Origin of the sequence: Solibacillus sp. FSL K6-1523 (genome assembly GCF_038005225.1) — a bacterium.
Taxonomy (GTDB): Bacteria; Bacillota; Bacilli; order Bacillales_A; family Planococcaceae; genus Solibacillus.
This window is the reverse complement of record NZ_JBBOSU010000001.1, coordinates 1616831-1643648: the sequence shown is the minus strand read 5'-3', so window position 1 is coordinate 1643648 and position 26818 is coordinate 1616831. Positions and strand designations below refer to the sequence as shown.

Here is a 26818-nt window from a genome sequence, read left to right as displayed (position 1 = left end):
CGATTGGTACACTCATTTTTGGAATTTTTTACGATATTATACCCGCACAATACATTTTATTTGTGAGTGGCAGTATTTTAGTCTTGATTGTTTTAACATTGTTGCGCCGCTCAGTCATTGAAATAGCATACCTAGATTCGAAAAACAACAAGTCGAACAATTAATTGAAAATTAATTGAAATTTTAGATTGGAATAAAACGTAAAAATCCATTAGTACATTTGAACACTTAGAAATCAATAATTCTTGGTGGTTCCTTTAAAAACCGCACTTACTTATGATACGGTTCACCTTAAATTATTCTGATTTTAATATAGGTCGAATCCTCTTTCACAGCTATTTCCCCATAATCTCCCCATAAGCATCCAAAACAAATCGTTTTTCCGGTGTTTCACTAAAATCTTTGCAGCCATCCACGGCATATAAAATATCTCTTTTGGCGTTTTCAATATCCCCCACTTGAAGAAAACATAAAGCACGTACCGCAAAGGCTCGGTAAATTCTTACTAAGTCGATTGGATGATGATGAATTTCAGTAAGCTTTAGTGTTTCTAATTCCTTTTTTGCTTCCTCATATTGCTGCAAATTCCAGTAAGCATATGCATACTCCCCATGGAGAAAAACTTTTAGTGGGCTTAAATAATCTTCAGTTATTGGCGCTTCATCCCGCTTTAAACGTATTACCTCCTCATAATCTTTCTCAATTTGATTTAAATAAATTAAGTTCATTAATTGTTCAATAACGTTTTCTGCTGGTTCCTCTAAAATTTCAGTAAAAGCACTTATTTTTTTCAAATAATAACGGGATTTTTCTGCATCTCCTTTAGAACAATGAATCACAAATAAGAAACGATAAAAATCATTTAAGCGGTATAATATTTGCTTCTCTTTTGCAATTTTTAAAGCCATTTCTAAATACTGTTCCATTTTTTTTTCATTATTCAATGCCGAGTAAACAACGGTAATATTGTAATACAAATCAAGCTTTTCTAACTCATCAATTAAGCCTCCATAGCGCTTTATATACGTTTCCCCTTCTAATAAATAATCCAGCGCTTCTTCATATAAATGTTGTTCAAATTTGATCATGCATAATCCACTATAGACACTTATTATTTTAGAATAAGCATGGACTTTCTCGTACATTTTTATAATTTTTAAAAATGGCGTAATGGATACATCCACTTTTAGAAGGTACCGCATCGAATAATAATTCTCCAATAACCGTATTTCCTCATAATTACTACCATTTAACAGGCCCTCTTCAACAAGTGGCTCAATTAAATGCAAAATGTCCTCGCACTTTTCATCGAGTTTCGTTTTATTCATTTCCCTATATAATTGGGCTCGCAATTGTTCCACTTCAAGTAAAAGAGAACGAATCTTTTCATCATCTTTCCCCTGCAACAAATCTGATACCCCAATATCTAATTGATTCGCGATGTGCTGTAAGCTTTCCATTGAAGGCTGCGCTTTACCATTTTCAATTAAACTAAGCATGCCTTTTGATAAACGATCTCCAGCTACTTGTGCTAATGTCATTTTTCGTTCTTTTCGTAGTTCTTTTATTTTTGTACCGATATTTAACATATTGTCACCTCATTACGGTCAAGTGTATCAAACTCGAGTAAATAAAGGAACTTTTTTAAATCTTATTAAACAAAATCGGAGGGGTAAATTACAAAATTGAATATTTTTTAAATTTAATTAAACTTTATATTGAAATTTCCAATTTATTGTTTTATTATTAGTTTAATAAAATTAAACAAAGGGGTTAGGATTTTATGAATGAACAAGTAATGCACAAAAAAGCAACTTATCATTTATACACTTTCTTAATTAGTAAAATGATTGGTTCACTCGGATCGGGTGTTTATGCGTTTGGGATTAGTATGTATATTCTTTCTATAACAGGCTCGTCTTTAAGCTTTGCTACGAATATTTTACTTAGTATTTTGCCACGAACAATTATTGCTCCGATTGCAGGGTTACTTGGGGACCGGATGCCACGGAAATCGTTAGTTCTTGGGGGGCAAGCTGGGGTTGTCTTATCTGTTAGTGCATTACTACTTTACACGCAAATGGTTGAATTATCTTTAATTGCGATTTATATGGCGACATTTTTTAATAGTATTTTTAGTACGTTTTCAAGCGTTTCGTTCTCCGCGTCCATTGCTAATTTAGTGGATGGTGAACGCCTGCAAAAAGCAATGAGTTTCAATCAATTATCTTACTCACTTTCAGGTATCGGAGGACCCGTATTCGGTGGTATGTTATTTGGACTTGCTTCAATGAACATCTTTTTAGTTATTTTTATTATCGCTTCCGTTATTGCCCTTGTACTCGAATCTACTATGAATTTCACATTGTATAAAAAAGAAATCGATGCGCCTACTGAAAAAGAAACGATGCTCCAAAGTCTTAAAGCTGGATTCGCTTATGTCAATAAAAAGCGTGTCATACGTTCCATCTTATTGACCGCGCTATGGTTAAATTTATTCTTCACTTGTATGAATATTGGCGGCGGGTATATTTTGCTTACGATTTTAAAGCTAGATCCAACACTGATTGGTATTGTTGAAGCAGGTATGGCAGTTGGTATGCTTGTAATGGCAGTTTACTTTGCTACACGTTCCAATGTAAAATTCCCATTATTACTTGTGAAACGCTCCACTTTGCTCATGGCGGTATTAGTACTTTTGGCTTCCTTACCGTTATTCGTTCACTTTTCAAATGGTGTAAATTTCATCTATTATTTCATTCTAATGTTCCTATTTGGGGCTCTTGGCGTTATTACAAATACGCCAATTGGAGTATTATTACAAACTACAATTGAAGAAGAATTTCGTGGTCGCGTTTTCGGCATTGTTGAAATGATGGCTATGAGTATGATGCCGATTGGTACACTCATTTTTGGGATTTTATACGATATCATTCCTGCACAATACATTTTACTTGTGAGTGGCAGCATTTTAGTTCTGATTGTTTTAACATTGTTACGCCGCTCAGTCATTGAAATGGCGCACCCAGAGTTGAAAAAACAACAGGGAGAAAAAACAATACAGGTTTTAGATTAGCACGTAAAAAGCCACCATGTTGAAATGAACCCTAAAAATAAGGCACAGTTATTTCATCAAGTAGCTTGTGTAATTGAGTTCGGTATATTGCCGGACTCAATTTTAATTTTTCTTCCTATTTTACAATATGCAAGGTTGAACAATTTTCGAGTGTAAAGCGTCACCTAAGACTTTAAATCCAACCGGTAATTTTTTTACATATCCCTCCTCATTTTTAATTCAAATTGTGCTAGTTTAGTTGAGCCGTTTCTTTTGAATTCCCCATCTATTTATAAAAATTCATGTGAAATTATCTCCATATCATTCGATAGCTACTGGCTCACCTTCCAACAATACGCTGTTATACATTGAAATTAGTAAATGTCATACCTCTTCAAGCATCCGAATATAACCAACTACTTTCTTTTGATATGCTTACTACATTAAAAATCAGTATCAAATAATCCGATATAATGCAGACCATTATAAAGCTTGTTAACATTAATAATTTCTATTTCCGAATCAAAATAATAAAACATTGTGTTTACTTTGTCTAACCCTCTTTGAATACAGATGTTTTTTATTTCAACCATCGTCTCATCCTCTATTGATAGTTCTTCAATAAATTCATCCACTTCTGTTAATTTATCTTGAGAGTAGACACCAATCCAATCCTCATCATATATTTTTTCATTAATATCCCTACAAAATTCACATATCTTATATTTTGGGTCATCAATATCCCTTTCTGGATCACTATAATCGATTTTAAAATATTCATTAAAGGTATCGTTATCTACGTTGCTTATTCCTATCCAAATATGAACTTTACCCATTATCTCCATTATCTACAACTCACTTTCATAAGTTTTCTATGATATTTTATAATTAATATAATGGAATGAAGTCTTTCACGCCTATAAACTCTTCCACTATGGCTGCATCCGTTCCCTTTGCGGCATTTACTACATTAAATGCTAAACTAACGCCATCTACAATATTGCTATATAAAGTTTCAGGGTAAGAGCAGGACATACTTCAATGAAAAACACCTACAAATGAATTCAGTCTAAATATTTCCCAAATTTTCAAATGTAGGTATGTTATTTCGCTTCACTCATTTTATCTCTAGGGAATATAATCTAGGTACTCTTACTTAGGAAGATAGTTAAAACTGCACGTGCTAATTCGAGGTGACTCGCTCTCAATAATCATTACAAACATGTTAGTCCAACCAGATAAATTTATTTCAGCTAACACATTTATATAAGTGACCACTAGCACCATAAACTTCAAAACAGTTCACTTTCTAAAAGAAAGGATATGGAAAACAATCACGGCCGACTTCTCACTTATATTTCAATTCAAGATCGTCCTACAACAACTATTTTATTGATCAACCTATGAATATTGCCAATATCCTACGATTGGATCCTTTATCGAATTTTCGGTCATCATTGCATACAAATACACAGCACCAAACCCAAATGAGAAGCTTGTGTCTGAATTGAACAACCCACTTGGATAACCATCCTCATCTATTTGACATAAGAAACTATATCCATCTTTCTCTAATTCTGAGTAATAATATTCTTCTTCTTGAATATGAATGGGATCCCCAAAAAATTTAATAAAAAAAGATGTTTCAAATGCTTGTTCTTCATTCACAAATATACCTTCTGAAATATAGTGTTTAACCATTCCAAATTCAGTATAAGTAGAATCCAAGCTTTCTTTTGAGACCGGATGTTCAAACACGTACAATGAGCAGTTTGGATAAATATTTTTTGAAACACGATTTTTGTATTCTTTTGGTATAAAGATAGAAAGCATGTTATTTCTATCTAATGGATTCACAAAACAAAGATAGAAGTGATAATCAGATCCAAGTTCACTAAAAAGTTCACTTTTATCATCAAAATATACTGGTGCATTACCACCAATCCATCCATTACCAACATTCTGGTTTTTATTCAACTGAAATATTACACTTTCTTTTCGCTCAAATAATATGTTACTTTTAATCTCCATATTATTTCTCCGAATAATTTAATTCGGATTTCACTCTCCTTTGCTTCCTGGCTGTTCCAATCGTAACAGCCCATTCATAATGCCATGTGTTCATACGATACGATTTTGACCTTACTATTCCATAAACTTCTTAAATAGCTCAAAATTAAATGTATATTCATCTATTTTTTTGAGGGAATACTTATTCTCGTATGACCTAAGCTCGTATAGAATCAAAAATCATAGCCCAACCCTCCATGGGACTACCATATCCCCATAGAGGGCCTGTCATTGCTTCTAATTGATGAAGTTTTTCTTTATATTGATTCACCATATCTTGACGCTCTTCTTTCGTATACCTATTCAAGCGTTCGTCATGTACTTTCAATCGCATATTATGTAGAAAGTTGATCATATCACAGTAAAGTGCACCGTCCTCGAATGTAATAAAATTTGGAAAACCGGCAATCACTTCGTCAAAAGTATGTTGCATCTGTTGCATGCCAAACTTCGCCAAGACTTCAGAAATATGCGGTACGAGATGTGGTTGATAGGCGATGATGCCATCTCAACCATCACACTGCCAGTTGCCAATCATATTGATAGCAATATGGAGTCGAAATAATTCTGGCGGCACCTTCTCTTTAATAGTATCCAGCTCGCCCAATTCCCAAATTTTATCTGATAGCTCTGCCAACTCGGTTTCATCTGCTGGGATTTTTCCATCCCACATCTCATTCAATCCAATATTCATATTTACACCTCTTCTGGAATTTAAAATTCTGCTCGTTATCGCTTCTCTATTTTGATAGTCCTAAATAACTTCTAATCCATATACGTTCTATTGTCTTAGGGAGTGAATCGTTTTCAAACACCAAGTAATTTCAGAATATTACCCATAAAAATAATCAATAAAATTGCTGACAAGTTCCTCATGAGGATTGATTTCACTTAATCTTTCTTTTAATGCCTCAATAAAGCCTTCAACACATTCACAGGATTCATCATCGATTATTTCTCCAGCATATGTTTCGTGTATGAATGTAAACATAATAGAGAGGTAATCCAGAAAATCGGCAAAAGAATGTGCGATGGGGAAAAGATCACCTGCTTCATAAAACGCCATAACTGGTGAGTGTTCTTGATCCGTGACAACTACGATTGGATCATCATTGATATCTGCAATGACAAGCCAAAATGGATGCCAATCTGGGTTTTCTTTCAGATTTATTCCAATCCAACGATATCCAACTTGTCTATCCACTAGATGTTCGGGAGACCAGAGTTCTAGCAATCCATTCCCCATATCAATACCAGTGCTTTTCAGATTGAAGCCATCATTTCGGACATCACAAACAATTTCACAATGTCCATAAAAAAATTGTAATTCAGGAGAAAGATGAATTTTTTCATCAGTCTGTTGTTTTATTAATTCTGACCGATAGCGTACTCCACCACTCTTAATAATTTGAGATTCTGCTCTCGGATATGTATTCATCACTTGAATAAAATTTACTATCGAATCCTTTAGTTTCTCCACAACGCTACATCCTCTCATTAATTATTCACTGGACCACTATACCTGGTCCTCTCTTTGCAGCACTGTTTGTCTTTAGAAGGTTGTCTTAAATTTCCCCATGTACACTATGCCATTAAACAACTTTTCTGTATCAGTTATGTTTAAATCCGCATCGATATAGAGAAACATGGCATTTACATTTTTTATTCCTTTCCTACCGCATATCGCGTTAATTGCTAATACTGTTTCCTTCGAAATAGCTACGTCCTCTAATGCTTCTGCAACACTTATTAAATGGTCTGTCTTATAGACTTCGATCATATCTTCATCGTACCAATCTTCATGAATATCAACACAAAATGGGCACACTTGATATGCAGGGTCGCCTATTTCTACATCGGTATTGTAGTCCAATTCGAAATATTTCTCGAATGTTTCATCGTTAGAATCATTGATTCCTAGCCATATGTGAACTCTAGACATATCCACTTTTACAATTCACTCTCCTTCGTTTTACAGGACGAATTAAAACCTCATTCTTTGCATTACGAACCTCTAAACAATTGTATTTTTGATTTAGCTCGTTGATGGTTTCACGATAGCGCATTAGTGGAATATCTTTGGCAAGCAAAAATGGGACATCCTCCAACTTTTCTCTAATATCATTAATCGAACAATTTAAATGCAAATATTTTCTAACGGCTACTATAAATGTATTGGTAGAATTAGGTCTGCTTAAAACATACACTTTGATTCCATCTAGCTCATCTGGATCACAATCTTCTTCGCCTATTGTAGGATTATTTTCAAGCCAACTAAACAAATCTATGTCTAAAGAATAAAAAGATGACGACAATGCCCCCAAATCTTGATAATATACGTCTAGGTCGCCACTATTCTTTTTTAAAAATATCCCTTGTCCCCCTCCATCATCTCCTATTAAAATATAATCTGGTGCATAAGCACTTACTTCGTACAACACATTCCTTTCCTTGGCAACGTCAAAACCATAAATTATAACGCCACTTTCAAATGCAACTTCCTCAAAATACTGCCAAAATTCAATTATTTTTGCAGGGAAATTCGTTTGAAAATAGGTATGGATCTCATTTGCATCAATAATTCTTTCTGCCCTAGTAATTTGAAATGTCGATTTAAAATTTAACCTCATGGATTCCCTCCAAACCGGCTTGGCTCATTTCCCCCATGCTCTGTTTTTAATTGCTCCATCATTTCTTCAAATATGTATACCAGCTAAATTTATATCATTCTGATGATGTGCTGCTGATTCTTTGTCTTTTTATGAAACATACTTTATATCTTCCTCTTAACTACTTACTTCAAAATAATTGAAAAGGGTATTTTTTTGAAAGCCCTTTTTTAATCATTTCAATTTCTTCAATGGCTTTCTGTTTCCAAGGCTCCTTTAATCTAAAGGCTTTATCATAAAAATCTTCGTTTTGAAGCTGTGCAATTAGATCTGCTAACTCAAACCACTCTGCTAAATTAATTGAAGTATTCAACATGTTTGCTGGATTAAAATCCTCAACATCATGATCATAAAAAAATACTGTAGGTGGCGATTGATGATCATGAAGATCAATTATCCAAAAATCACCTCCACCTGTTTCGGCGAATATCCAATGGCTTTCCTTAAACTCACTAAAATCTTCGTGATAGTCTTTATTATATTTACTTGCTTTTTCATAAGATAAAAAAACATGATCTGCCTCGATCGCATTATCGGCAAGTTTCTCATATAAAAACAAACAATCCTCCCTCGTAAACTCACTGATTTTAGGGATTCTATTTCGCTGTTTTAAGTTATCGATTATTTCATTAAAGTTTCTTTTCTTTATCATAAGGCTCACGTCTTTTCACAATTTTATAAATTTCCAAATGAAAGCTCCACTTCCGAGTTGAAACACCGTGCTGCACGAGACTATTTCTGCTCAGTTCTTACTTTCGCACCTAACGAAATGAAATAATCAGCTAAAACTAAAGTATTTTCCCCATACCCCTCAGCTACTAGAAAACTATTACTATTTAATCTATTTCGTATTTCATCGAATGATAGACCCGTTTCTTTTTTTACCGCTAAGATCACTTTTGATTTATCGTCTCCTGGATCATCAAGATACACATAATATTTTTCCACTTTTGTTTTAATTCGTTGTTCAATTGGAGGGAAGTTTTATTTCGATTTTAAAATAGGAAGAAATTCGCATATATTCTTAATTTCTTCATTACTTAGATATTCCACTCCATCTCCATTAACTCATAAAAATCAGATTGATATTCTCCACTTTTAAAATATCGATCATCATGTTTATCTAGCCATACAGACAAAAAATAGTCGAATTTCTCAAGTGAATCCACTAGAAGCCTTGGTGAAAATTCTTCTCCGACATAATCATAATAAATTGGCATTTCAACTTTACTTATATCTGCAATTATCGGATTCCCGCTCCAACTCGAGATAACAATCCAATCACTATTCCATTTCATTTCCTTTGAAAAGTCTTTCCAATGTTCACCTTCTCTAATAAATCTGTAACCCTCTAAAGCAATCATCAAATTTTCCATACCAATTATATAGAAATCATTAGTCCAATGAAACATTAGGTCTTTAGATGATTCAGGAAAATAACTATACCATTTCAATAGCGCTTGACTTAAAAGTGGAAGTTTATAATTTTCTTCTAACTCCCGTTTGGTTCCTTCAGATGTTCCTAGATATTTAATCTTACTACCGTTTTCATTTTTAGAAAGCGAATGTGCTAGGAAATTCATCGTTTTTTACAGCCCCCTTCACTATTTTATCGATCTGTCATTTCATGATGATTGTAAAACTTGTTGTAAATATAAGCACTCTACAGTATCTTCTAGAATTTCAATTACATAGCTTCATTCAGATCCTTTTAACTTTATCCAAAGGTTTCTTAATAACCTAATAATTCCGTTCTTCCTCTTCTTCATCCAATAAGAAACTAAAGAAGTCAGAAAAATCATTCCAAACGTCTGGTTTCGAAATAAAATCTTGTTCATCTAATTTAGTTATCTCTATGGAATCAATCCATATGATTGATGGTTTGTTTTCGGTATCCATTACAATAACACTCATATCATGTTCAGCAAGAACAACAAATCTATGCGGCAATCCAACTGTTTTTCTAATTCTTACGGTTTCTCCTATTATATTTGTTGGATCCGTAAATAAAAACGAATGTATATCTTCTCCACTATAAAAGCTAGATATTTCACAAAAGTCATTAGGTAGCTTTATTTGAAGTTCATGTTCAATTTTATCCAAGCTCTCTTTAGAAATTCCATCAACCTCATCATATAAGGAAAGATATTTATTTCGTAATTCATTTATATCATTCATATTCTTTTCACCTCTGAATATATTAATTTCCTTTCTTCCAAACTAGCCATTTAATATATCTTGTCCAAATTTTCAATCTAAAAAATCATTACATAATACTTTTATTTTCTTTAGGATACCGTTGAATACCATTACTTTCATCAACTCCTAATCCTTTGATACCCTAAAAAAATGTCCAAAAGTGTTACCATATCAAATGTAGCTAACTAAATCTCACCCCTTCTAATTTTAAAAATTTATCAAACCTATTTATCAATTCTTCTTTCGTAGTTGAAACTTCTTGAGGCATATAATTAACAAAACTCACCATATCTTCTGGATAGTGATGCTTTCCGTAATACTCTGCAATTTTATTTAATAATTCATTATCTTCTTTACAGCTTTCTTTTATTTTAGATAAACAAACAAATCTGAGTTTTCTATTCTCCTTTATTAATAAAGTACTTTCTTCACCTAATTGAGAGAAATAATTAGTTTTTATTTCTAACATAACTTTATCTAAATCTTCAATAGATACTCCCCATGCAAGTTCACTAACAAACCCACTTTCATCACCAATCTTCATCAACTCTACCGCATAGTCAGAAATAACGTCTTTACTAAAATAATTTTCTTGGACACCTACAAATATAGTTTGCCAGTCATACTTAATAGATCTACTTTTTAAATCTTTTAAGTTCATATTACTCACCTACTAATTTTTGGGTATTTAATGTACTGTACCTGTTATAACACCATTTTCAATGAATCTCCTATGATTCACGTTACCATTTGATGTAAATCGATTTTTGCTCAATCCTCCCCCGCTCGTAGTTGCAGTAGGATTGAATGTTCTCCCAAAATGTTTTCATACACTATATGTAAAGCTTCATCTTTATTCATAAGCGGCTCCTTTAAAATACTTAGTCTTATTGCGAAAGAAGGAATATGCCCCACCTTAAACTCCCTTTGATACCTAATCTAAACCGTTTCTTTTTGATATATGTATAAACAGCTTACTATTACAAAAATAGAGACCCTTGATTTAGCCAAGGGTCTGGGTAGTGAAGCGCTCTAACATAACGGATCACCAATCTCGTTCTCGAATCGCTTCTTCAATCTCAATATTGATGTTGAAATGTTGTAAAATAGCATTAACTGTTTCAGCAATCGATTCGCGCGCAACTGTTTCCAGTTCACTATCATTTGCATAGAACTCATCCTGAAGGTCGTTAATCGCAATAGTCATTTTGTCTAATTGCTCCTGAATTTCCTCCGTTGTATGCTCGCTCGCCTCAATAAAATCGACAACTTCAACAATATGTAATTTGAGTTTGTCCACTAAAACCTTCGGATAATAAGAATCCTCATACATATCAATCAGATAGTTAAAATTAGCATCAAGTTTTTTCATAATTTATCCTCCTTTTCCATTTATACGGATTATACAACATTCTATCATTTAATTGGATAATACAAATCGGAATGTACGTTCTCTTCGTAACAAAATAAGACACTACTTATTTATTTTTTCTACTTTGGATTTTTATAAAGCCTATTAAATTCTCTACGAATTTTAGTTATTATAAATTTGTATGAAATTTACCAATATAATTTAATTCATTATAAAGTTTGTTTTTATCAGCTACTTCTATCTCAGGATCCATGTAGTAAAACATAGCATTAACATTTTTTAATCCTCTTTTAATACAAAGATCCTGTATTTCTAACATTGTTTCCTGTGATACTGATAACTCTTCCAATAATACCCTAACATCTACCATACAATCTTCCTTGTAAACACCAATAAAATCTTCATCATACCATTTATCGTTTATATCTAGACAAAATTGACATACTTTATAAAGTGGGTCATCAATATCCATATCTGGATCATCATAGTCCAATTCAAAGTATTTTTCAAAAGTTTCATCATCAACATTATTAATCCCTATCCAAACATGTACTTTAGACATATCCATTATTGCTTACAACTCACTTTCATATATTTTCTATGATACTGCCCTATTATTATTCTTGCTTCTCTCTTCGTATTTGCTTCTTGAAGTGCATTTGACAATTGTGTATGGAAGTTACTACTTGCTTTACTAGACTGATTACCAACTCTTTTCTTACCATTTGAATGTGGTCCCGAGTGTAGGTTACCCTCTTTATCAGGTACATCGACAAAGGTTAATCGGTCTATATCAATTGCCATCTTTTTTAGTTCTTCTGCTGTGGAACCTAATTTTCTCGCTTTAGTTGCATCTGCTACCGGAAACAGTTCATGTTTACCTCCACCATTTCTCAGTTGTTTTTTTTACAGGTCCTATGTTAACAGTAACCTCTTCTGGTGTAGCATTATTAAACCAAGCATTAAATTGTCCATTTTTCCATGGTGCAAGACCAAAAGGATCAACTTTAATATTCGGATCACCAACATACCCATACAACGTCGGATTCCCACCCGCAAGTCCAATCGGGTCAATCTGCGTATAGTTCCCCTGCTCCGGGTCGTAATATCGGAATCGGTTATAATACAATCCAATTTCTACTTCATCATACTGCCCTTGATAGCGGAATGGAATGAAGTCTTTCTCACCTATAAATTCTTCCACTCGTCCATAAATATCAAGCTCAGCTGACTATACCTTATTACCTACTTCATCATAAGCTTCTACAGGCGTTCCTAGATAGTCACTAATAATACTGTAATTACCTGCATCTGTAATTTTAGCAGAAGGTACGAATCCATCATTAAACACCCATGTGACTAGATTTTCTGGGATTTCGGAGTTGTTTCGTGATTCAGCTAGATTTACTAATTCAACTGAATCATTCTGTGAAAAATACTCATGCAGAATCGTATTCCCATCCCACACAAATTGCATTGTTTTTTCATCAGAACACTTCTCTATCCGTCTACCCATCGAATCATACTTGAACGTAACTTCTGTCTTGTTTGGTTTAATGACTTTCGACATCATGCCAGTGCCATAATACTCGTAGGTCCACGTATCCCCATTCTTTTCGACCTTCTGAACGAGATTTCCTTCTTCATCATAAGAAAATTTGGCATCTCTCGTTTCGAGTAATCTGCTGCCGGCACCATAAACGCGATCAGTCTTTTCTTTCGTTTCATACAAATTCCCAACATCATCGACATTGCGGTGTAAGAAGTCAAATGGATTGCCTTGATTGGACCAAACAAGATTGCTAAATTCGTCATAGCCATAAGTTGTTCGTCCAGCGGTTAACTCATTGACCATAAATTTTAAGCGATGATTGACGTCCCATTGATAGACTCTTCTCCGTGTATGTCGGTTTTGGCTGCTAATTCGATGGTTTGTTGGTCTACCACCTGTTATGTCATATTGCCATTGGCTGATGACATTTCCGGGTAGGATTCGCTCAATTTCTTGGCCGAGTTCGTTGTATTGCATCGCTGCTGTCCACTGCGCTTGATCCGAACGGGAAGCGGTGATTTGCGCAACATTCCCCATTAAATTTCGTTCAACATCAATGTTGGCGCCTAAGCTACTCGTAACCTGTGAACGATTGCCCAGTTCATCATAAATACTCGCAATCCAATGATCATTCTGCCATTCTTTGATGACTTGTCCAGATGAGTCTCGCTCTAGCTTGACCGTCACATGCTCATTGGCAATTTCTAGTAGTGATCCATTTTTGTCATAACCAAACGTTTCCCAAGTATCATCATAATAATCAGTTCGAAAGACATTTCCAAGGGGGTCATGCTCATAAGCAGTCCAACGTTCACCCGGACGTTGAATTTTCTGCACCAAGCCTGCCTGGCTGCGTTCATACGTTTTCGTCAGTCCATCAAAGCCGATTTCTTGGCTAATATTGCCCTTCGTATCCCTTTCAAACTAGGACGCTTCACCTTTTCATTGATGACAGCGGTTAACTGCTCTTCGGTATCATAGGTGGATGTAAAAATTGAAAAAGATAATAAATACGCAAAAAAAATTCGTTACTTATAGAAAAACAAAAAAAAGAACTGCAGCTCTAAACACTAGTTGGCCTTACCTAGCATATGAAGTGCAGTTGTCTTTATATTGGATTTAGTCCACAATATCTACTTCAAACATCCTACTTGACTTTAGATTTTTTTACTTTCCACATTAACTTTTCAGCATCTTTTTGTTTTGAGTAAATGAATATTTCTTCATTAATATATTCGAATCGGAATGTTGTAGTTGCTATAATATTGTTATTTGAATGATAGAAACCATTCCTAATAATTGAATCAATTGTTTCATTACTATTATATGAATAATTATCTACTAAAAATGTTTCTTCATTCAATTCCTCGTCTCCATCCAAGTCAATATCATTTAAATAGAATAATACCTTTTTAATCATGTTCTCTTTTAGAACTACACAATAAATTTGTTCCAAAACTATTTCATCATTATCGTTATTAATAAACCTAAGAAACAGTTTCATTCCATCTTCTTTTATTACAAAAACACTGCCCCATCCCTTATTTTCACTATTATAAGAATAGTACATTTCTCCATCTTTCAACTTATTTACTATAACACCATCTTTAGATTGAGGCTCACTTTTATAAATTTTCGGCCTCTTTAATTGACTTAGTGCATTTTGATTTGGAAAATATTCTAAAAATGTGTCACTCCATATAATTGTATCATTTTCTACGTCTTTAACTCGGTATAACATTTCTTCATAAGTGTCGGAATATTTCCTAAAAATTTCGAGCAGCAAATCGTATTCTTTTTCTATCATCTTGTACACTTCCCTAATGTTTTGTCGTTTTTGTATCCCAAGTCCGTCCTTTGTGTAGTTCTTTTTTTAGCTGCTTTAATTCCTTATTAAATTCCTTTTTACCTTTTCCATTCAATCTATTGAAAAGTTCATCTTTGTAATCTTTTCCGTGTAGACCATCTTGTTGATGAGATGTATTTGCTTCACCTACTACTTTATCATTATCTCTCACAGGTAGCCAAATTCCATTAAGCTTTCCGTCTGGATTGATTCCATGGTTTTTCATCTGCGTAATAAGAGATTTCATTCGTGCATTCTGTTTTCCAGCCATAACAATATGATGAGCAGCAAAATTACCTCCTACTGGAGCAGGACCTAGAGAAGCACCCAAAGCAGCCGAATTTGATTTTAAACCAAACGGATCAATCCAAGTAAGTGGATTATATACATATCCGTACAATGTTGGATTATTCCCTGCAAATCCAATCGGGTCTATTTGCGTATAATTCCCTTGCTCCGGGTCATAATATCGGAATCGGTTATAATACAAACCAATTTCTACATCTTCATACTGCCCTTGATACCTAAATGGAATGAATTCTTGTTCACCTATAAATTCTTCCACACGTCCATAAATATCAAGCTTAGCTGACCAAACCCTTTTCCCCTCTTCATCATAAGCTTCGACAGGTGTTCCAAGATAATCACTAATAATTCTGTAAGCGTACGTCGGTTCCATCGGACAGATTTGCCCGGACAAGCCGGTTTAAAGTATCATAACCATACTTTTCTGTGGCCCCTAGCAGATTGGTGGTGGTTGTACAATTTCTCCGCTGATTATACAATAGTTACCTGTGGTCGATAAGCATTTTAATATCAAGCTCACTGGATTTTTCCTTTTCAAGTCAAGTATCAGATGAAAATAAAAAGCAAATATACAACACAGGTATTAATTACTCTGTCTATTAAAAATAAAACGTCTAAAACCCTCTTATAATTAGGGTTTTAGACGTTTCGTTTTAATACAAATCCTCTTTTCAAAAAATCATAGTTTCTGATGTAAAGTGGAAGGAAACACACGAGATGAAATTGGTTTTAATTTTTCAAACAAACACTTAATGCTATAAATGTTATTTAACCTATTCTAATCTTGGGTAAAATACCACTTATAGTGATATTTTACCTGCCATCATAAGCATCCCCATACGATTCGAAGTTTTCAGCCAACCAAAACCAATTTTCACCTTTACTAGAGTATAAATGCTCTAACAGTTCCGTAAAACTTTTAGCAATAATCTGGCTATCCCCTGGTGTTGCATGAGTTTCCAAAAAACTATCATAGCAATAACCAAAATGGGACTTGCTCATATCAATACTAATGTATTGGTTTATTTGTTCAGACTCAGCAATAAGATACCACTCATTACTAACATCCCCTTCTAGTTCTTCCCAAATAACATCATCCTCTGGGTAAAGCCTTTTACTAGTTGGGATAAAATCATTTGGAGAAACTATTTTTATTCCATAAGGCTTATCTAAAAACATTTCTAGGGAGTCATAATTGCTGAAAAAATAAGCTAAATCTTTTGGTAAAGCTAATTCACTTGTGAAGTCTGTCGCCCTTTTCACTAGTTTGCAATTACTATCTCGCTCAACTTTTTTAATAATCTCTATAATACGCATATTTACTCCTTTATTTTCAAATTTCCCCCACATTTAGTATATATATATATTTATTTATTATATTCTTTGTAAAACTTTTCTCGCACTTCCTTGGGTACTTTAGCTACATCAAACATTAACTCTGATAACTCTTGAGCTTGCCTCGGCGTCATTTCCTTCCAAGTCCCCCTTACCTTTCCGAATGTTTCCTTCATCCACTTCCTTTCAGAAGCATGTCCTGCATCACGCAACTCTTTTGTTAACTGAATTGTGGGTTGTGCAGAAAGACGACTAATATACCCTGGTACATTATTTTTTGCCCATGCATCCATAATGTTATGATGGTTAAATAATCCTTCACTTTTTTTCCCGTATTCAACAATATCATATAAATTTCCCCGAAGTCCCAATGGGTCTATCCATTTGTTTGAATCACTTATGTATCCATAAAGCGTAGAATTTCCACCCGCAAATCCAATCGGGTCTATCTGTGTATAAATCCCTTGCTCTGGGTCGTAATATCGGAATCGGTTGTAATACAAGCCAATTTTCTACATCTTCATACTGCCCTTGATACCTAAACGGAATGGGGTCCTTCACACCTGTAAATTCCTCCACGCGCCCATAAATATCAAGCTCGGCTGACCAAACCTTATTACCTTTTTCATCATTCTCATGCGCTGTCCACCATCATCTTGATGTTTAAAGAAAGAGTAACATAAATCCACATTCCATGGGTTCATGCTATTCTTTCAATGTAGGTATAAAGTTACAATCAAAGCCACGGGTGATTTCTTTGTTCGACCTTAATCATTCATAATTCTAGTTATTGTATTGAAATTACTTAATTCTGTATACCCGTGTACTGAACAAACTTGAACCGATTCAAATCATCTTCAGTTATATCATAATGTTTTTTTAATGTTATATTAGCTTTTTCAAGACCTATTTTTTCAATAATATCTTTCAATAATCCATCCTTAATTGTCGTATTACCAGTGATCATCAACATTTTAAGATTTGGAAGCTCATTTAGGAATGATACCGATTCAATCTCACCACAATCCACTAAGTAAATTTCCTCTAATTTCTTCAAATTAGAAATAATTTTCCAATCAATTATTTTCTTACAGTTCACAATACTAAGACCCCTTAGATTTGTTTTATCTAAATCTTTTATTGTAGTTAAGTTCCTATTATAAGACACACCAAGAAAGTCTATTCTTTGTAATTGAGATATAAACTCAAGGTTCGTCAGATTGAATTGATTTAGATTAAGTCTCTTTATATTTTTTAATTTAGACAAATCATTATGATGTTTCTCTTTATAATTATGAAGAGTAAGGTGCTCTAGTTGCAAATTATTGAAAATCAAATTACAAGTTTTTTTATCGTAATTTATTTCCGCATACCACAACTTTTCAAAATTATTAAATGGAATTAAATCATCACACAAATTTAACATCTGGAAATACTCAAGTTTATGAAACCTTGAAAGTGTATCAACAGAAATATAGTGATGCCTATTTAATGCAATTGCCTTTACTCCACACAAATCGCTCAACTTACTTAAATCCAATATTTCTTCTTGACCATATAGAGAAAGCCCATTGATTGAATACATTTCTATATCTTCATTTTGAAGTGATTCTTCGCCATCTAAATTATACTTGTAGTATTTATAAAGCCGGTCATAATATTTTCTTTCATGAATATTCAAATATACCTGCTCTTGAGTTAACATAGTTTCTCCTTTGTATATGAAATTTTTATGGACAACGTTCTTACTTACAAGTGATTTTCCTGGACTTGCAATTCTATTTGCTAAAGGTTCATCACCAAATCTTTCAATCAACTTACCCTCAAGTATAAAATAATCGCTTGACGATCCCCCAGGATTGATTATTACGCCGATAGTTTCCATAAAATGCTCTTCTAACTTAGAGTTTCTCATGTGATCTGTCAATCTTCTATACAAATCATCCGCTTTGCCTACATACCATTTTTCTTGCCTGTCTTCTGGGTCTATTGTTTCATAAAAAAACCTCCAACTTCATTCATTTTCATGATTGTCTCATGTTCATTGAAATCGTTGAAGGTGTGTTATATTTGGCCCTTACTCTTGTTTAAAAGAAAAAGTAACATTACCAATTCAGCTAAAGGATTTTGCACACTACTCTTTTGATTTGAAATTTATTACAAGTATAGCTACCAAAGATTAGCTCTTTTCTGCAACAAGATTTCGAGTAAAAATGAAAAACCTTTTTGAGACAATTAACCCCCAAAAAATTAGTTTTTAATACCAAAATCATTAAATAAACTCTTTTGTTCAAGTGTTACATCATAGTGATTTTCAATAGGTACATTAAATGCCTTTAAACTTTCCTTATCCATTAACCAAGATAGTTCACCATCTTCTATAAAAGTATCTGATACTAACCATATCGTTTCCAACTTTTTTAGTTTATCCAGAAACTTTAATGTTGGTATTTTCCCACATGAATCAATCTTAAGATGCTTTAAGTTCGGAAGTGTGCTGATAACTTCCCAATCAGTTATCTTCTTGCAGTTTTGAATTCTTAATTCTGTAATCGAAGAGTTGTTTTTAATCCCGTCAATTGACTCTAATTTTCTCAGATATCGTAATTCTAGGCGCTCTATTTCTTTTAAATCTTTTAATCCATCTATATTTTGAATTGGAGACGACCAGATTTCTAACATCTGTAGTTTTTTCAATTTAGTAAACTCGTCTGTATTCTTTTTTTTGTAATGATGAATTACTAAACGTTTTAAATTAACACAGTCAAAAATGTTTTTAATTTTTTTGTTGTACAAAACGAATAAACTTTGTAATTTTAATATCTTTGATAAGTCTAAATCTTCTTCATAAGTAAATAATTAGTACAAGAATTGATACCCTAAATTACTTCTTTTTTCGCGATAATTCTAAAGATCTTTTAACTTCCAGAATATCCGTTATTTCATTAAGACTACATTCATCTTCGCTACATCAAAATTATAATTTTCATTTCTTCAATTATCATTAAAACCTATCAAAAAAATAAAAACCCAAATTTGCATTTGAATAATCTATTTTTTCTATTCCTTGCTCGAAAAGCAGCATCCGTTCTTGTCACATCGATTTTCAATCTGATTGTGTCACGAAAAACCTCCAAACGAATGAATATACTGTGATTATCACATAGCACAAACATCATTAGAAGGAGAGTTGTATTAGGCAATTACGGTTATATAATAAATACACGCGGTAAAACAATTTTATTTTTAACAAAAAACGTGCATAATCTACAAATTCTAAAGTTTATGCTCGTCTTTTCTAGGGTTATATTCTTTAACTTTTTAATATTATTTCTTTCTTTTCCACCATACAACTTCACCAATCATGATTTTTTCTAATTTTTTTGCATTATCGAAGATAAAATCATAACACAATGGTGTCTCTACATCCGAATTACAAGAAACTACCTTTTCGATTCCTCTAAAATCATTATAAATATAGTTCATTGCTGACCAATTTTTGTTCGCACCAATACCTACATCTATCCAATTATGCTCATCTAATGGTTTAAATTCGCTAATAGCTAATAATTTCGCAGGGAAATTATTCTTCGGGTACCATCTTGTTACATAGGTATTCACACTTTTATCTGAATTTATATTATATATTTGGGTTCCTGTACCAAGTTTTATATCATTATCAACTTGCGGATACTGCATAATAATTAGTTGATCTAATTCATTAAATCCGAAAGAATGAATTATTTTTTGACTAAACCTTTCATTTTCCGTTATATTCTTTAAAATTCTCCCCTTTTTAAATTTATTTATCTCGTGAAAATAAGGGAGATGTGTATAATATTCATCCGAAGCATATTTCCAATAAGATATCTCTGACAACTTTTTCGTAATCATACTGTCTATATTCTGTTCTACTTCACTCCACTTATCTAGTAATTCTTTTCGAATTTCAAATACTGTTGATCTCATTCTACTCCTCCATTTAAACTAATGACATTTCACACTATTTTTCCAACTACCATCTTCCATTCTTCTACCTATATCTGAAACAACGTTCCTTATATCTAACCCTTTCTTTGCTTCATCCCTTAAAATACGATAAATATATTTTTCGTTTTGAAGACTATGAATATGTTTTCCTGCGTGATAACTTCCAAGTGTTCTTACTGCATCTCTACCTGAATGAGCTGGTAAACTTATTTGAGATCGCGCTGTTCCCCATAGTCTTGCGCCATTTTCAGCTATATTAGGATTTAAACAATGTCATTCTAATAAATCCCTAGAAAGTTCCTCATATTTAATACCATTATAAGCAGGACGAATAACATTTCCTATACCGTCATGCTCATACACTGACAACGTTCACCTGGGCGATGAATTTTCTGCACTAGCCCTGCCAGCCTTCGTTCATACGTTTTGGCCAGCTCATCAAATCCGATTTCTTGGCTGATGTTCCCTTTCGTATCCTGTTCAAACTGGTACGTTTCGCCTTTTTCATTGATAACAGCGGTTAGTTGCTCCTCGGTATCATAGGTGAACTCAACTTTCTTCCCACCTTGTTTACGAGAGGTCAAGCTGCCGAGAATAGTGTAGGCTAAGGACACTTGTGTATGATTGTCTTTCGCAAGAACCACATCGTCATAAACGTCATACTGTAAGCGAACCGCGTTTCCATCGGATAGATGTGCCCAGACTAGCGTGTTCAAATTGTCATAATGGCCCTTCTTTTTTTCCTCTATTAGTAAACTTTAGGTTATTTATACAAAAGAAAAAGGACAATAAAATCCGTATAATTAGATTTATTGCCCTTCAAAATTGATAAATCAGTAAGTTTTTCACATTTTTGATTTGGATTTTTTTAATTTACTTCTAATGTTGTCTCTTTAAAAAATTTGGTATATATGCAGAGAACAATTCTAAACTATGATATTAATTCGTTAATTACTTTTTCTAAATACTCGTAGAATTGCAACTAATCTAGTCACACTATCATAAACTATAAATTGATCCAATTAAATGGTTCATTAATTCTATCGAAACCTAAAAATTTTTCAGTTTTACTACTAGCCTCATCTGGAGTAAGTAATGCGAAATAACTACCATACCGTGTTTCGCAATTTTTCAACTCCATTTTAACTAAATCGTCCAATTCTTCCAACCATTCATCTTTAAACCACTGATGAAATTTTTTTCTCCAATCAATCAAACAATTTCTTAACTCTTCAATATCAATTTGAAAAAATTCTGCATTTTTTTCATCAACATAAAAATGTGCACTTGAAACATATTCTAATATATTCCTAAATATTGCACCCTCCAAATTTTCTGCATATATAACTCCCTCGTAATCATCATGAAAACATAGTGCAACTAATAATCGATCGGACTCATCTTTCCAAACCCATTTGTCTCCTCTCCCAGTAACTGCGAAAGGGAAAATCGAGTCTATTTCTCCTTCTTCATGTTTATAATTCATCACTTCGGAATGACTTTTCCATTTTATTTCATTTAGCCATAAATAATTTCTATTTTTTACGTCTAACCATCCAAGTTTATTCATTTCCAAATACATTTGAGGTAAATCAAAACCCCTCTTTCTCATTTTATCCCTCCTATTATTTTTAACATCAAATTTTCTAAAGCATTTCCTCAAGAGAGTATAGATTAGGTTATTATTTAAACATTTGTTGTTCTATAGCATGATGAAACAATACTTCCTTTAAGGTCAGGATATTCATTAAAGAAAGTTTTTTTATTCCTTAATATTTTCACCTTTATATATACCCTTATCAAGTTTCTTAACATACTCTGCAAGTTGTTTGAAATCTTGCACTTTGTCCTCCACTTTCTTTGTCGAATTTTTTATGTTTTCTAGAACTTCTTGTTCTTTATTTTTATATTTATTGAAATTTGAGCTTTCTCTTGCTTTTTTGCTTTCATTTATATCTTCTTTAATTTTTGCTTTATCATAGGCCTTTACTGTGTCTTTAGTTACATCTACTACTTTAAATGGCTTACTTATTGGAAACACGGCCATTAAAGCAATTGCTTTCTCTCCCTTAGTGGCTTTAGGGTCAACCAATATAACAAAATCTTCAACAAACAAACTATATAAAAATTGTTCTGCCGCTTTAGGTTTTCTAGTTCCCTCATACTTTCGGTTTGTCCCCCCAATACTCTTTGCATGCCCTTTAACTTTGTCTCAGGTTCGCCATCATGGACCGAATACGTTTTAGCAGGAGGTGAATTTTTGGTCTTTGCTGGTTTCAAAGCAAGTATATCTTTTTTAAATCGTTCCTTAGCTTCCTTTACTTCTTTCTTTGCCTATTTGTAGGTGGTTTCTATTTTCTTTTGTATCTGCTTACCTGTGGCTACAACCTACTTTATCTCTTTTTTTACATTCTTAACTAGTTTACTTTTAGACAGGTTGTTCGCGGCCTTTCGAGCTTTTTCTTCGCCTTTTTTGCCTTCTTCTTGCCTTTCTTTTTGGCGGAACTCGCTGCTTTTTTGGCTTTCTTTGCTGTGGACTTAACTGCTTTCTTCGCTATATCTCCAACACTTGGGATACTGCCGAGAAAACTAGCACTTATTCGATGCTTTGTTGGTCTACCTGTCGCATCATACTGCCATTTTCCGATGACATTTCCTGGTAAGATTCGCTCGATTTCTTGACTAAGTTCATTGTACTGCATGGCTGCCACTGTTCACAGCTACTTACATCCAATGAAAAGACAGTAAGCACGAAATGTAAAAAAACACACCTTTTCGGTACGCACAACAAAAAGCCGTTTATCCGGAAAAAATTCCAGATGAACGGCTTTTTTGCACAATTTACCGATTCATCAGTTTTCAAAGTCCGTGCAGCTGATAACCTAAAATTATATTTCCTATGGATATTTCCGTTGATTACCAATCGTTATTCGAAGTTCATCGAATACTACTCACTAAAATTTCCCTTACACCTTTAGGTATTAATAAATTCAGCCCAGCCATAACTAATCACCTCATCTTCAGTTGGATAATCATATTTTGCATATGTGTTAAATGGCAAACATTGTTCCTGTGTTATTTTATTTGGATTTTTCCATTCAGTCTCACATTCTTTACAACACAAATACAGATTTGATGTTTGAATATCTTTTACAATTATGACCCAGCCTTGATCACACAATGGGCACCAATCCACTTTATATTCTATTATAATTTTACTCTCTTCTTTCATCGTTAGTTATCTTGAAGGAAATGCGGTTACAATTTTATTTGTTCCACCTTCTGTAATAATCGTAACGTTATTTAAAATATCACCTAATCCTCTAGACCCACCTTCTAATCCAGCTTCTGGAGAAGGAATTACATATTTATCATTCCCGTTCGGTTGAGTAACAGGGGTTTCTTTTTTGTCCAAGCATCATTAAAACCATCATCCGTAAATACGCCATGCTTCGGTTTAGTTATATCATCAACGTTATGTAGTTCTACATGCTGTTGAGTAGTGTAACCATCATGCCTTGTTCTGCTCCAATCTGGCTTGTTAATCTCACATTCTTTTAATCCAAAAGGATCGATCATTCTGTTTGGATCTTTTACATAGCCATACAAAGTGGGATTCCCACCCGCAAGTCCAATCGGGTCTATCAGCCTAAATTACCTTGCTCTGGGTCATAATATCGGAATCGGTTATAATACAATCAAATTTCCGCATCTTCATACTGCCCTTGATAACGGAATGGAATAGAATATTTCTTTTCACCACACAAATTGCATGGTTATTTCGTTAGAACACTTCTCTACCCGTCTAACTAACGAGTCATAGTTGAAAGTAACTTTTGAAACAAAGTAAATAAAGGTTTGTATTACATAAAAAAATGAAAGAGTAGCATTACATCCATTTATTAAAGGAGTTAGGCTACTCTTTTTTTACATTGCTCTACATGTTTAATCTGAATCATGCGTGTAGGGGCTCCACGCTAATTTGTAATTACTTCCTTACCTACCTATTAAATTAATTAATAAGAGAAAATATACATGCTTAAACTTATAAAACATATCTTGTTATTTATATGAAATTCATTTATTACGTTCTAGATTGTAAATAGTCAGGCACTAACTCTAAATCAATATATTGAACCCCTTTAAGGTCATCCTTTTCACATAATGATTTGAATCTCTCTGAACAAAACAGATATCTACTCAGTTTCAAATCGCTTAATTGAAATAAATCTAAATCAGTTTCTCTTAACACTAACTTTGTATACTTATCAACGAAACTTCCACCAACTTTTACTTTTGCGTTATTTGGAACTTCTCTTGTAAGATACGCAGATTTATCATAATCAACTAATGAATGCCTTTTGATACATTTAAAAAAGTAAAATAAATCTTTTACTTTTGGTTTACCTTTTGTACTTACAACTTGCAAATTAGCTATAATAAAATCCTCCAATACATCTACTTGATTCATTAAGGATAAAAACTTCTCGGAGACTACATGACCAAAAAAGTTTTCATAGTAGTCAAATTGAACTTTGCTTCTCGTTATTAACCACAGTTCTTTCGGGAAATCTATTTGTTCAATAAATGGTCGATTCCATTTATAGCTCATTCCTTCATCGTATTTCTTTTCAGTAAAATTTTCGTGTAAAACCCCATCTAAATAAATCGGAGAAGTCGCTTCATCATTAACTAACATAAAGTATTTCATATAATTACCCCAATCGTTTACAATTTGGATATTTTCTTGATTGTACATAATCTTTACTATCTAACGGTTATGTCATACTACCATTGGCTGATGACGTTTCTAGGTAAGATTCTTTCAATTTCTTGACTGATTTCATTGTTCTGAATCGCCGCTGTCCAACGATTACCGGGACGATGAATTTTCTGCACAAATCCTGCCTAACTACGTTCATACGTTTTGGTCAGCTCATCAAAGTCGATTTCCTTGACGATATTCCCTTTCGTATCCCGTTCAAATCGGTGCGCTTCGCCTTTTCATCGATAACAGCGGTTAATTGCTCTTCTGTATCAGAGGTGAACCCAACCTTTCTCCCATTTTGCTCACGTTCTGTTAAGCTGCCAAAAATGATGTAGGCAAAGGACTGGTTGTCTTTCGCATAAATCACATTATTTTAAGCATCATATCGCAAACCAGCGTTGTCAATATCTAAATCGTTTACATGTCTAAATCGAAAATATGAACTTATTTTGGTTTACATTTTGATAAATAATATTTCCTAAAATGTAACAGCTTATAAAATATCTAATTACATTTTAATCACCAAAAACACTTCCACTGCGTATATGAAATCGGTTTATTTCACTGTTTCCAATAGAGAGCTAGAAGTGCTTTAATACAGGGGCTTCTAATATTTTCAGATTCTCATATTAAGGATTTTATTCAGGACAAAGATAGAAGTAAGTACATTGGAAACTAAACCCCCAAAAAATAAACATATATAAAGGAATTGTAATATCTTCTATACATATGTTTCGGAAATTTATAATTAGCTTTTATCAAATCATTAAGCAAAGTCAACAAATAATATATCTACTCAAGCCATTTACCACTTTTTCCGAATATAATTGTTCAATAATCCGACATTTGTTTAAATTTAATATAACAAAATTATTTAGTTGTTCGAAAGAATGTATTTTTCATCTCTTCCGATTAAGAATATTGCCAATAACCTTTTATCGGATTCTCAATTGATCCATCTAAAATCCGTGCATATAAATATACAGCACCGAACCCAAAAGGGTAACTCTTTCTTGGCTTAATTAGTGTATCTGGATACCCATCCTCATCAACCTGGAATATAAAACTAAAACCATCATCATGCAACTCCTTATAATAATACTCTTCTTGCTGAATATGCTTTGGAGTTCCACCAAATTTAATAAGAAAACTTTCTTTAAATGATTTTTTATCATTTACAATACTGGCTTCTGAAATAAAATGTTTTACTAAATCAGGATTAGTAAAATTATCAAGTTTACTTTCTTCTGTTTTAGGATGATTAATTATTAATAACGAACAATTTGGATACCTATTTTTAGATATACGTTCTTCATAATTTTTAGGAGCAAAAATGGAGATCATTTCATTTATATCAAAAGGGTTGACTATAGATAAATAAAAATTCATTTCAGTTTCTTTATTAACCACATCTTCCAATTCATCAAAATAAACTGGTGCATTTCCTCCAATCCATCCATTACAACTGTCATTTTCACTCGTTTGAAAAATCATACACTCTTTTCGTTCCCTAAGTGTTTTTAAACAATTCATTTTAATCCTCCTATATTAGTAGTGAGAGCTCTTTCCGATAGTAACTCCAGTTAATCCGGCCCCCCTTGCTCTTAGCTAACCTCTACTTCTATCTTTGTGGTTCAGGATTTGCAACCTATAGTT

35 protein-coding genes are annotated in these 26818 nt (G+C 33.2%); 1 reads left to right on the top strand and 34 read right to left on the bottom strand.

The features are described 5' to 3' along the window. Positions 1-335: 335 nt before the first annotated feature. Positions 336-1589 carry a helix-turn-helix transcriptional regulator gene (locus tag MHI10_RS07730; protein ID WP_340784437.1) on the bottom strand — a complete coding sequence of 418 codons (1254 nt, stop codon included), beginning with the start codon at positions 1587-1589 and terminating at the stop codon, positions 336-338. Between the two features lie 194 nt (positions 1590-1783). On the opposite strand from MHI10_RS07730, the gene MHI10_RS07725 reads away from it, so the two are divergent. Beyond that, positions 1784-3076 carry an MFS transporter gene (locus tag MHI10_RS07725; protein ID WP_340784434.1) on the top strand — a complete coding sequence of 431 codons (1293 nt, stop codon included), beginning with the start codon at positions 1784-1786 and terminating at the stop codon, positions 3074-3076. Positions 3077-3498: 422 nt separating this feature from the next. Here the strand turns inward: MHI10_RS07725 and MHI10_RS07720 are convergent, their stop codons facing one another. The 33 genes from MHI10_RS07720 to MHI10_RS07560 form a co-directional block, all read right to left on the bottom strand. Then, a complete protein-coding gene (locus tag MHI10_RS07720) occupies positions 3499-3900 on the bottom strand; it encodes an immunity 22 family protein (protein WP_340784431.1) in 402 nt (133 codons plus the stop codon). A gap of 43 nt (positions 3901-3943) precedes the next feature. Continuing rightward, positions 3944-4090 (bottom strand): hypothetical protein, encoded by a 147-nt coding sequence (locus MHI10_RS07715; protein WP_340784430.1) that lies wholly within the window; start codon positions 4088-4090, stop codon positions 3944-3946. Between the two features lie 366 nt (positions 4091-4456). Continuing rightward, positions 4457-5086: a hypothetical protein gene (locus MHI10_RS07710; protein ID WP_340784429.1), complete on the bottom strand. Its 630-nt coding sequence runs from the start codon at positions 5084-5086 to the stop codon at positions 4457-4459. Positions 5087-5282: 196 nt separating this feature from the next. Continuing rightward, entirely contained in the window at positions 5283-5567 is a 285-nt protein-coding gene (locus MHI10_RS07705) for a hypothetical protein (RefSeq protein ID WP_340784427.1), read from the bottom strand. A 66-nt stretch (positions 5568-5633) separates the two neighbouring features. Beyond that, complete coding sequence (locus MHI10_RS07700) at positions 5634-5819, bottom strand: hypothetical protein (protein WP_340784426.1); 186 nt, start codon at positions 5817-5819, stop codon at positions 5634-5636. Between the two features lie 138 nt (positions 5820-5957). Then, positions 5958-6605, bottom strand: a complete 648-nt coding sequence (locus MHI10_RS07695; protein WP_340784424.1) for a hypothetical protein — start codon at positions 6603-6605, stop codon at positions 5958-5960. A 72-nt stretch (positions 6606-6677) separates the two neighbouring features. Continuing rightward, positions 6678-7067 (bottom strand): immunity 22 family protein, encoded by a 390-nt coding sequence (locus tag MHI10_RS07690; protein WP_340789171.1) that lies wholly within the window; start codon positions 7065-7067, stop codon positions 6678-6680. Further along, a complete protein-coding gene (locus MHI10_RS07685; protein ID WP_340784422.1) occupies positions 7060-7755 on the bottom strand; it encodes a hypothetical protein in 696 nt (231 codons plus the stop codon). Before MHI10_RS07685 ends, MHI10_RS07690 begins: the two co-directional genes overlap by 8 nt. 169 nt (positions 7756-7924) lie before the next feature. Continuing rightward, positions 7925-8446, bottom strand: coding sequence for an SMI1/KNR4 family protein (locus MHI10_RS07680; protein ID WP_340784419.1), 522 nt, complete (start codon positions 8444-8446; stop codon positions 7925-7927). Positions 8447-8526: 80 nt separating this feature from the next. After that, on the bottom strand, positions 8527-8727 hold the full coding sequence (locus MHI10_RS07675; RefSeq protein ID WP_340784418.1) for a hypothetical protein: 201 nt from the start codon (positions 8725-8727) through the stop codon (positions 8527-8529). Between the two features lie 107 nt (positions 8728-8834). Further along, positions 8835-9377: a hypothetical protein gene (locus MHI10_RS07670; RefSeq protein WP_340784416.1), complete on the bottom strand. Its 543-nt coding sequence runs from the start codon at positions 9375-9377 to the stop codon at positions 8835-8837. A gap of 157 nt (positions 9378-9534) precedes the next feature. Beyond that, the gene (locus MHI10_RS07665) at positions 9535-9972 is read right to left on the bottom strand and encodes an SMI1/KNR4 family protein (RefSeq protein WP_340784415.1); all 438 of its coding nucleotides are present in this window, start codon (positions 9970-9972) and stop codon (positions 9535-9537) included. A gap of 202 nt (positions 9973-10174) precedes the next feature. Continuing rightward, complete coding sequence (locus MHI10_RS07660) at positions 10175-10654, bottom strand: DUF2247 family protein (RefSeq protein WP_340784413.1); 480 nt, start codon at positions 10652-10654, stop codon at positions 10175-10177. Between the two features lie 384 nt (positions 10655-11038). After that, positions 11039-11365 (bottom strand): DUF5713 family protein, encoded by a 327-nt coding sequence (locus MHI10_RS07655; RefSeq protein ID WP_340784411.1) that lies wholly within the window; start codon positions 11363-11365, stop codon positions 11039-11041. A 169-nt stretch (positions 11366-11534) separates the two neighbouring features. Then, complete coding sequence (locus tag MHI10_RS07650) at positions 11535-11933, bottom strand: immunity 22 family protein (RefSeq protein ID WP_340784410.1); 399 nt, start codon at positions 11931-11933, stop codon at positions 11535-11537. Further along, entirely contained in the window at positions 11933-12169 is a 237-nt protein-coding gene (locus MHI10_RS07645) for a hypothetical protein (RefSeq protein WP_340784408.1), read from the bottom strand. The genes MHI10_RS07650 and MHI10_RS07645 overlap by 1 nt, the downstream gene beginning before the upstream one ends. A 73-nt stretch (positions 12170-12242) precedes the next feature. Next, positions 12243-12569, bottom strand: a complete 327-nt coding sequence (locus tag MHI10_RS07640; RefSeq protein WP_340784406.1) for an RHS repeat-associated core domain-containing protein — start codon at positions 12567-12569, stop codon at positions 12243-12245. Between the two features lie 27 nt (positions 12570-12596). After that, positions 12597-13754 carry an RHS repeat domain-containing protein gene (locus MHI10_RS07635; protein ID WP_340784405.1) on the bottom strand — a complete coding sequence of 386 codons (1158 nt, stop codon included), beginning with the start codon at positions 13752-13754 and terminating at the stop codon, positions 12597-12599. Between the two features lie 310 nt (positions 13755-14064). Next, the gene (locus MHI10_RS07630) at positions 14065-14724 is read right to left on the bottom strand and encodes a hypothetical protein (protein WP_340784404.1); all 660 of its coding nucleotides are present in this window, start codon (positions 14722-14724) and stop codon (positions 14065-14067) included. A 13-nt stretch (positions 14725-14737) separates the two neighbouring features. Next, positions 14738-15442 (bottom strand): RHS repeat-associated core domain-containing protein, encoded by a 705-nt coding sequence (locus MHI10_RS07625; RefSeq protein ID WP_340784402.1) that lies wholly within the window; start codon positions 15440-15442, stop codon positions 14738-14740. A gap of 440 nt (positions 15443-15882) precedes the next feature. After that, entirely contained in the window at positions 15883-16386 is a 504-nt protein-coding gene (locus MHI10_RS07620; protein ID WP_340784398.1) for an SMI1/KNR4 family protein, read from the bottom strand. Positions 16387-16436: 50 nt separating this feature from the next. Beyond that, complete coding sequence (locus MHI10_RS07615) at positions 16437-16907, bottom strand: RHS repeat-associated core domain-containing protein (RefSeq protein ID WP_340784397.1); 471 nt, start codon at positions 16905-16907, stop codon at positions 16437-16439. Positions 16908-17209: 302 nt separating this feature from the next. After that, positions 17210-18289 carry a hypothetical protein gene (locus MHI10_RS07610; protein WP_340784395.1) on the bottom strand — a complete coding sequence of 360 codons (1080 nt, stop codon included), beginning with the start codon at positions 18287-18289 and terminating at the stop codon, positions 17210-17212. A 365-nt stretch (positions 18290-18654) separates the two neighbouring features. Continuing rightward, positions 18655-19101 (bottom strand): hypothetical protein, encoded by a 447-nt coding sequence (locus tag MHI10_RS07605; protein WP_340784394.1) that lies wholly within the window; start codon positions 19099-19101, stop codon positions 18655-18657. Between the two features lie 630 nt (positions 19102-19731). Continuing rightward, complete coding sequence (locus tag MHI10_RS07600; RefSeq protein WP_340784392.1) at positions 19732-20373, bottom strand: hypothetical protein; 642 nt, start codon at positions 20371-20373, stop codon at positions 19732-19734. 362 nt (positions 20374-20735) lie between these two features. Beyond that, positions 20736-20978, bottom strand: coding sequence for a hypothetical protein (locus tag MHI10_RS07595; protein WP_340784390.1), 243 nt, complete (start codon positions 20976-20978; stop codon positions 20736-20738). Between the two features lie 422 nt (positions 20979-21400). Then, the gene (locus tag MHI10_RS07590; protein WP_340784389.1) at positions 21401-22006 is read right to left on the bottom strand and encodes a hypothetical protein; all 606 of its coding nucleotides are present in this window, start codon (positions 22004-22006) and stop codon (positions 21401-21403) included. Between the two features lie 150 nt (positions 22007-22156). Beyond that, on the bottom strand, positions 22157-22486 hold the full coding sequence (locus MHI10_RS07585) for a hypothetical protein (RefSeq protein ID WP_340784387.1): 330 nt from the start codon (positions 22484-22486) through the stop codon (positions 22157-22159). Positions 22487-22811: 325 nt separating this feature from the next. Further along, positions 22812-23105, bottom strand: a complete 294-nt coding sequence (locus tag MHI10_RS07580; protein ID WP_340784385.1) for a hypothetical protein — start codon at positions 23103-23105, stop codon at positions 22812-22814. 263 nt (positions 23106-23368) lie between these two features. Continuing rightward, the gene (locus MHI10_RS07575) at positions 23369-23626 is read right to left on the bottom strand and encodes a hypothetical protein (protein ID WP_340784384.1); all 258 of its coding nucleotides are present in this window, start codon (positions 23624-23626) and stop codon (positions 23369-23371) included. 6 nt (positions 23627-23632) lie between these two features. Continuing rightward, positions 23633-23809 (bottom strand): hypothetical protein, encoded by a 177-nt coding sequence (locus tag MHI10_RS07570; RefSeq protein WP_340784383.1) that lies wholly within the window; start codon positions 23807-23809, stop codon positions 23633-23635. A 669-nt stretch (positions 23810-24478) separates the two neighbouring features. After that, positions 24479-25105, bottom strand: coding sequence for an Imm43 family immunity protein (locus MHI10_RS07565; RefSeq protein ID WP_340784382.1), 627 nt, complete (start codon positions 25103-25105; stop codon positions 24479-24481). Positions 25106-26074: 969 nt separating this feature from the next. Continuing rightward, positions 26075-26695: a hypothetical protein gene (locus MHI10_RS07560; protein ID WP_340784380.1), complete on the bottom strand. Its 621-nt coding sequence runs from the start codon at positions 26693-26695 to the stop codon at positions 26075-26077. Positions 26696-26818 lie beyond the last annotated feature (123 nt).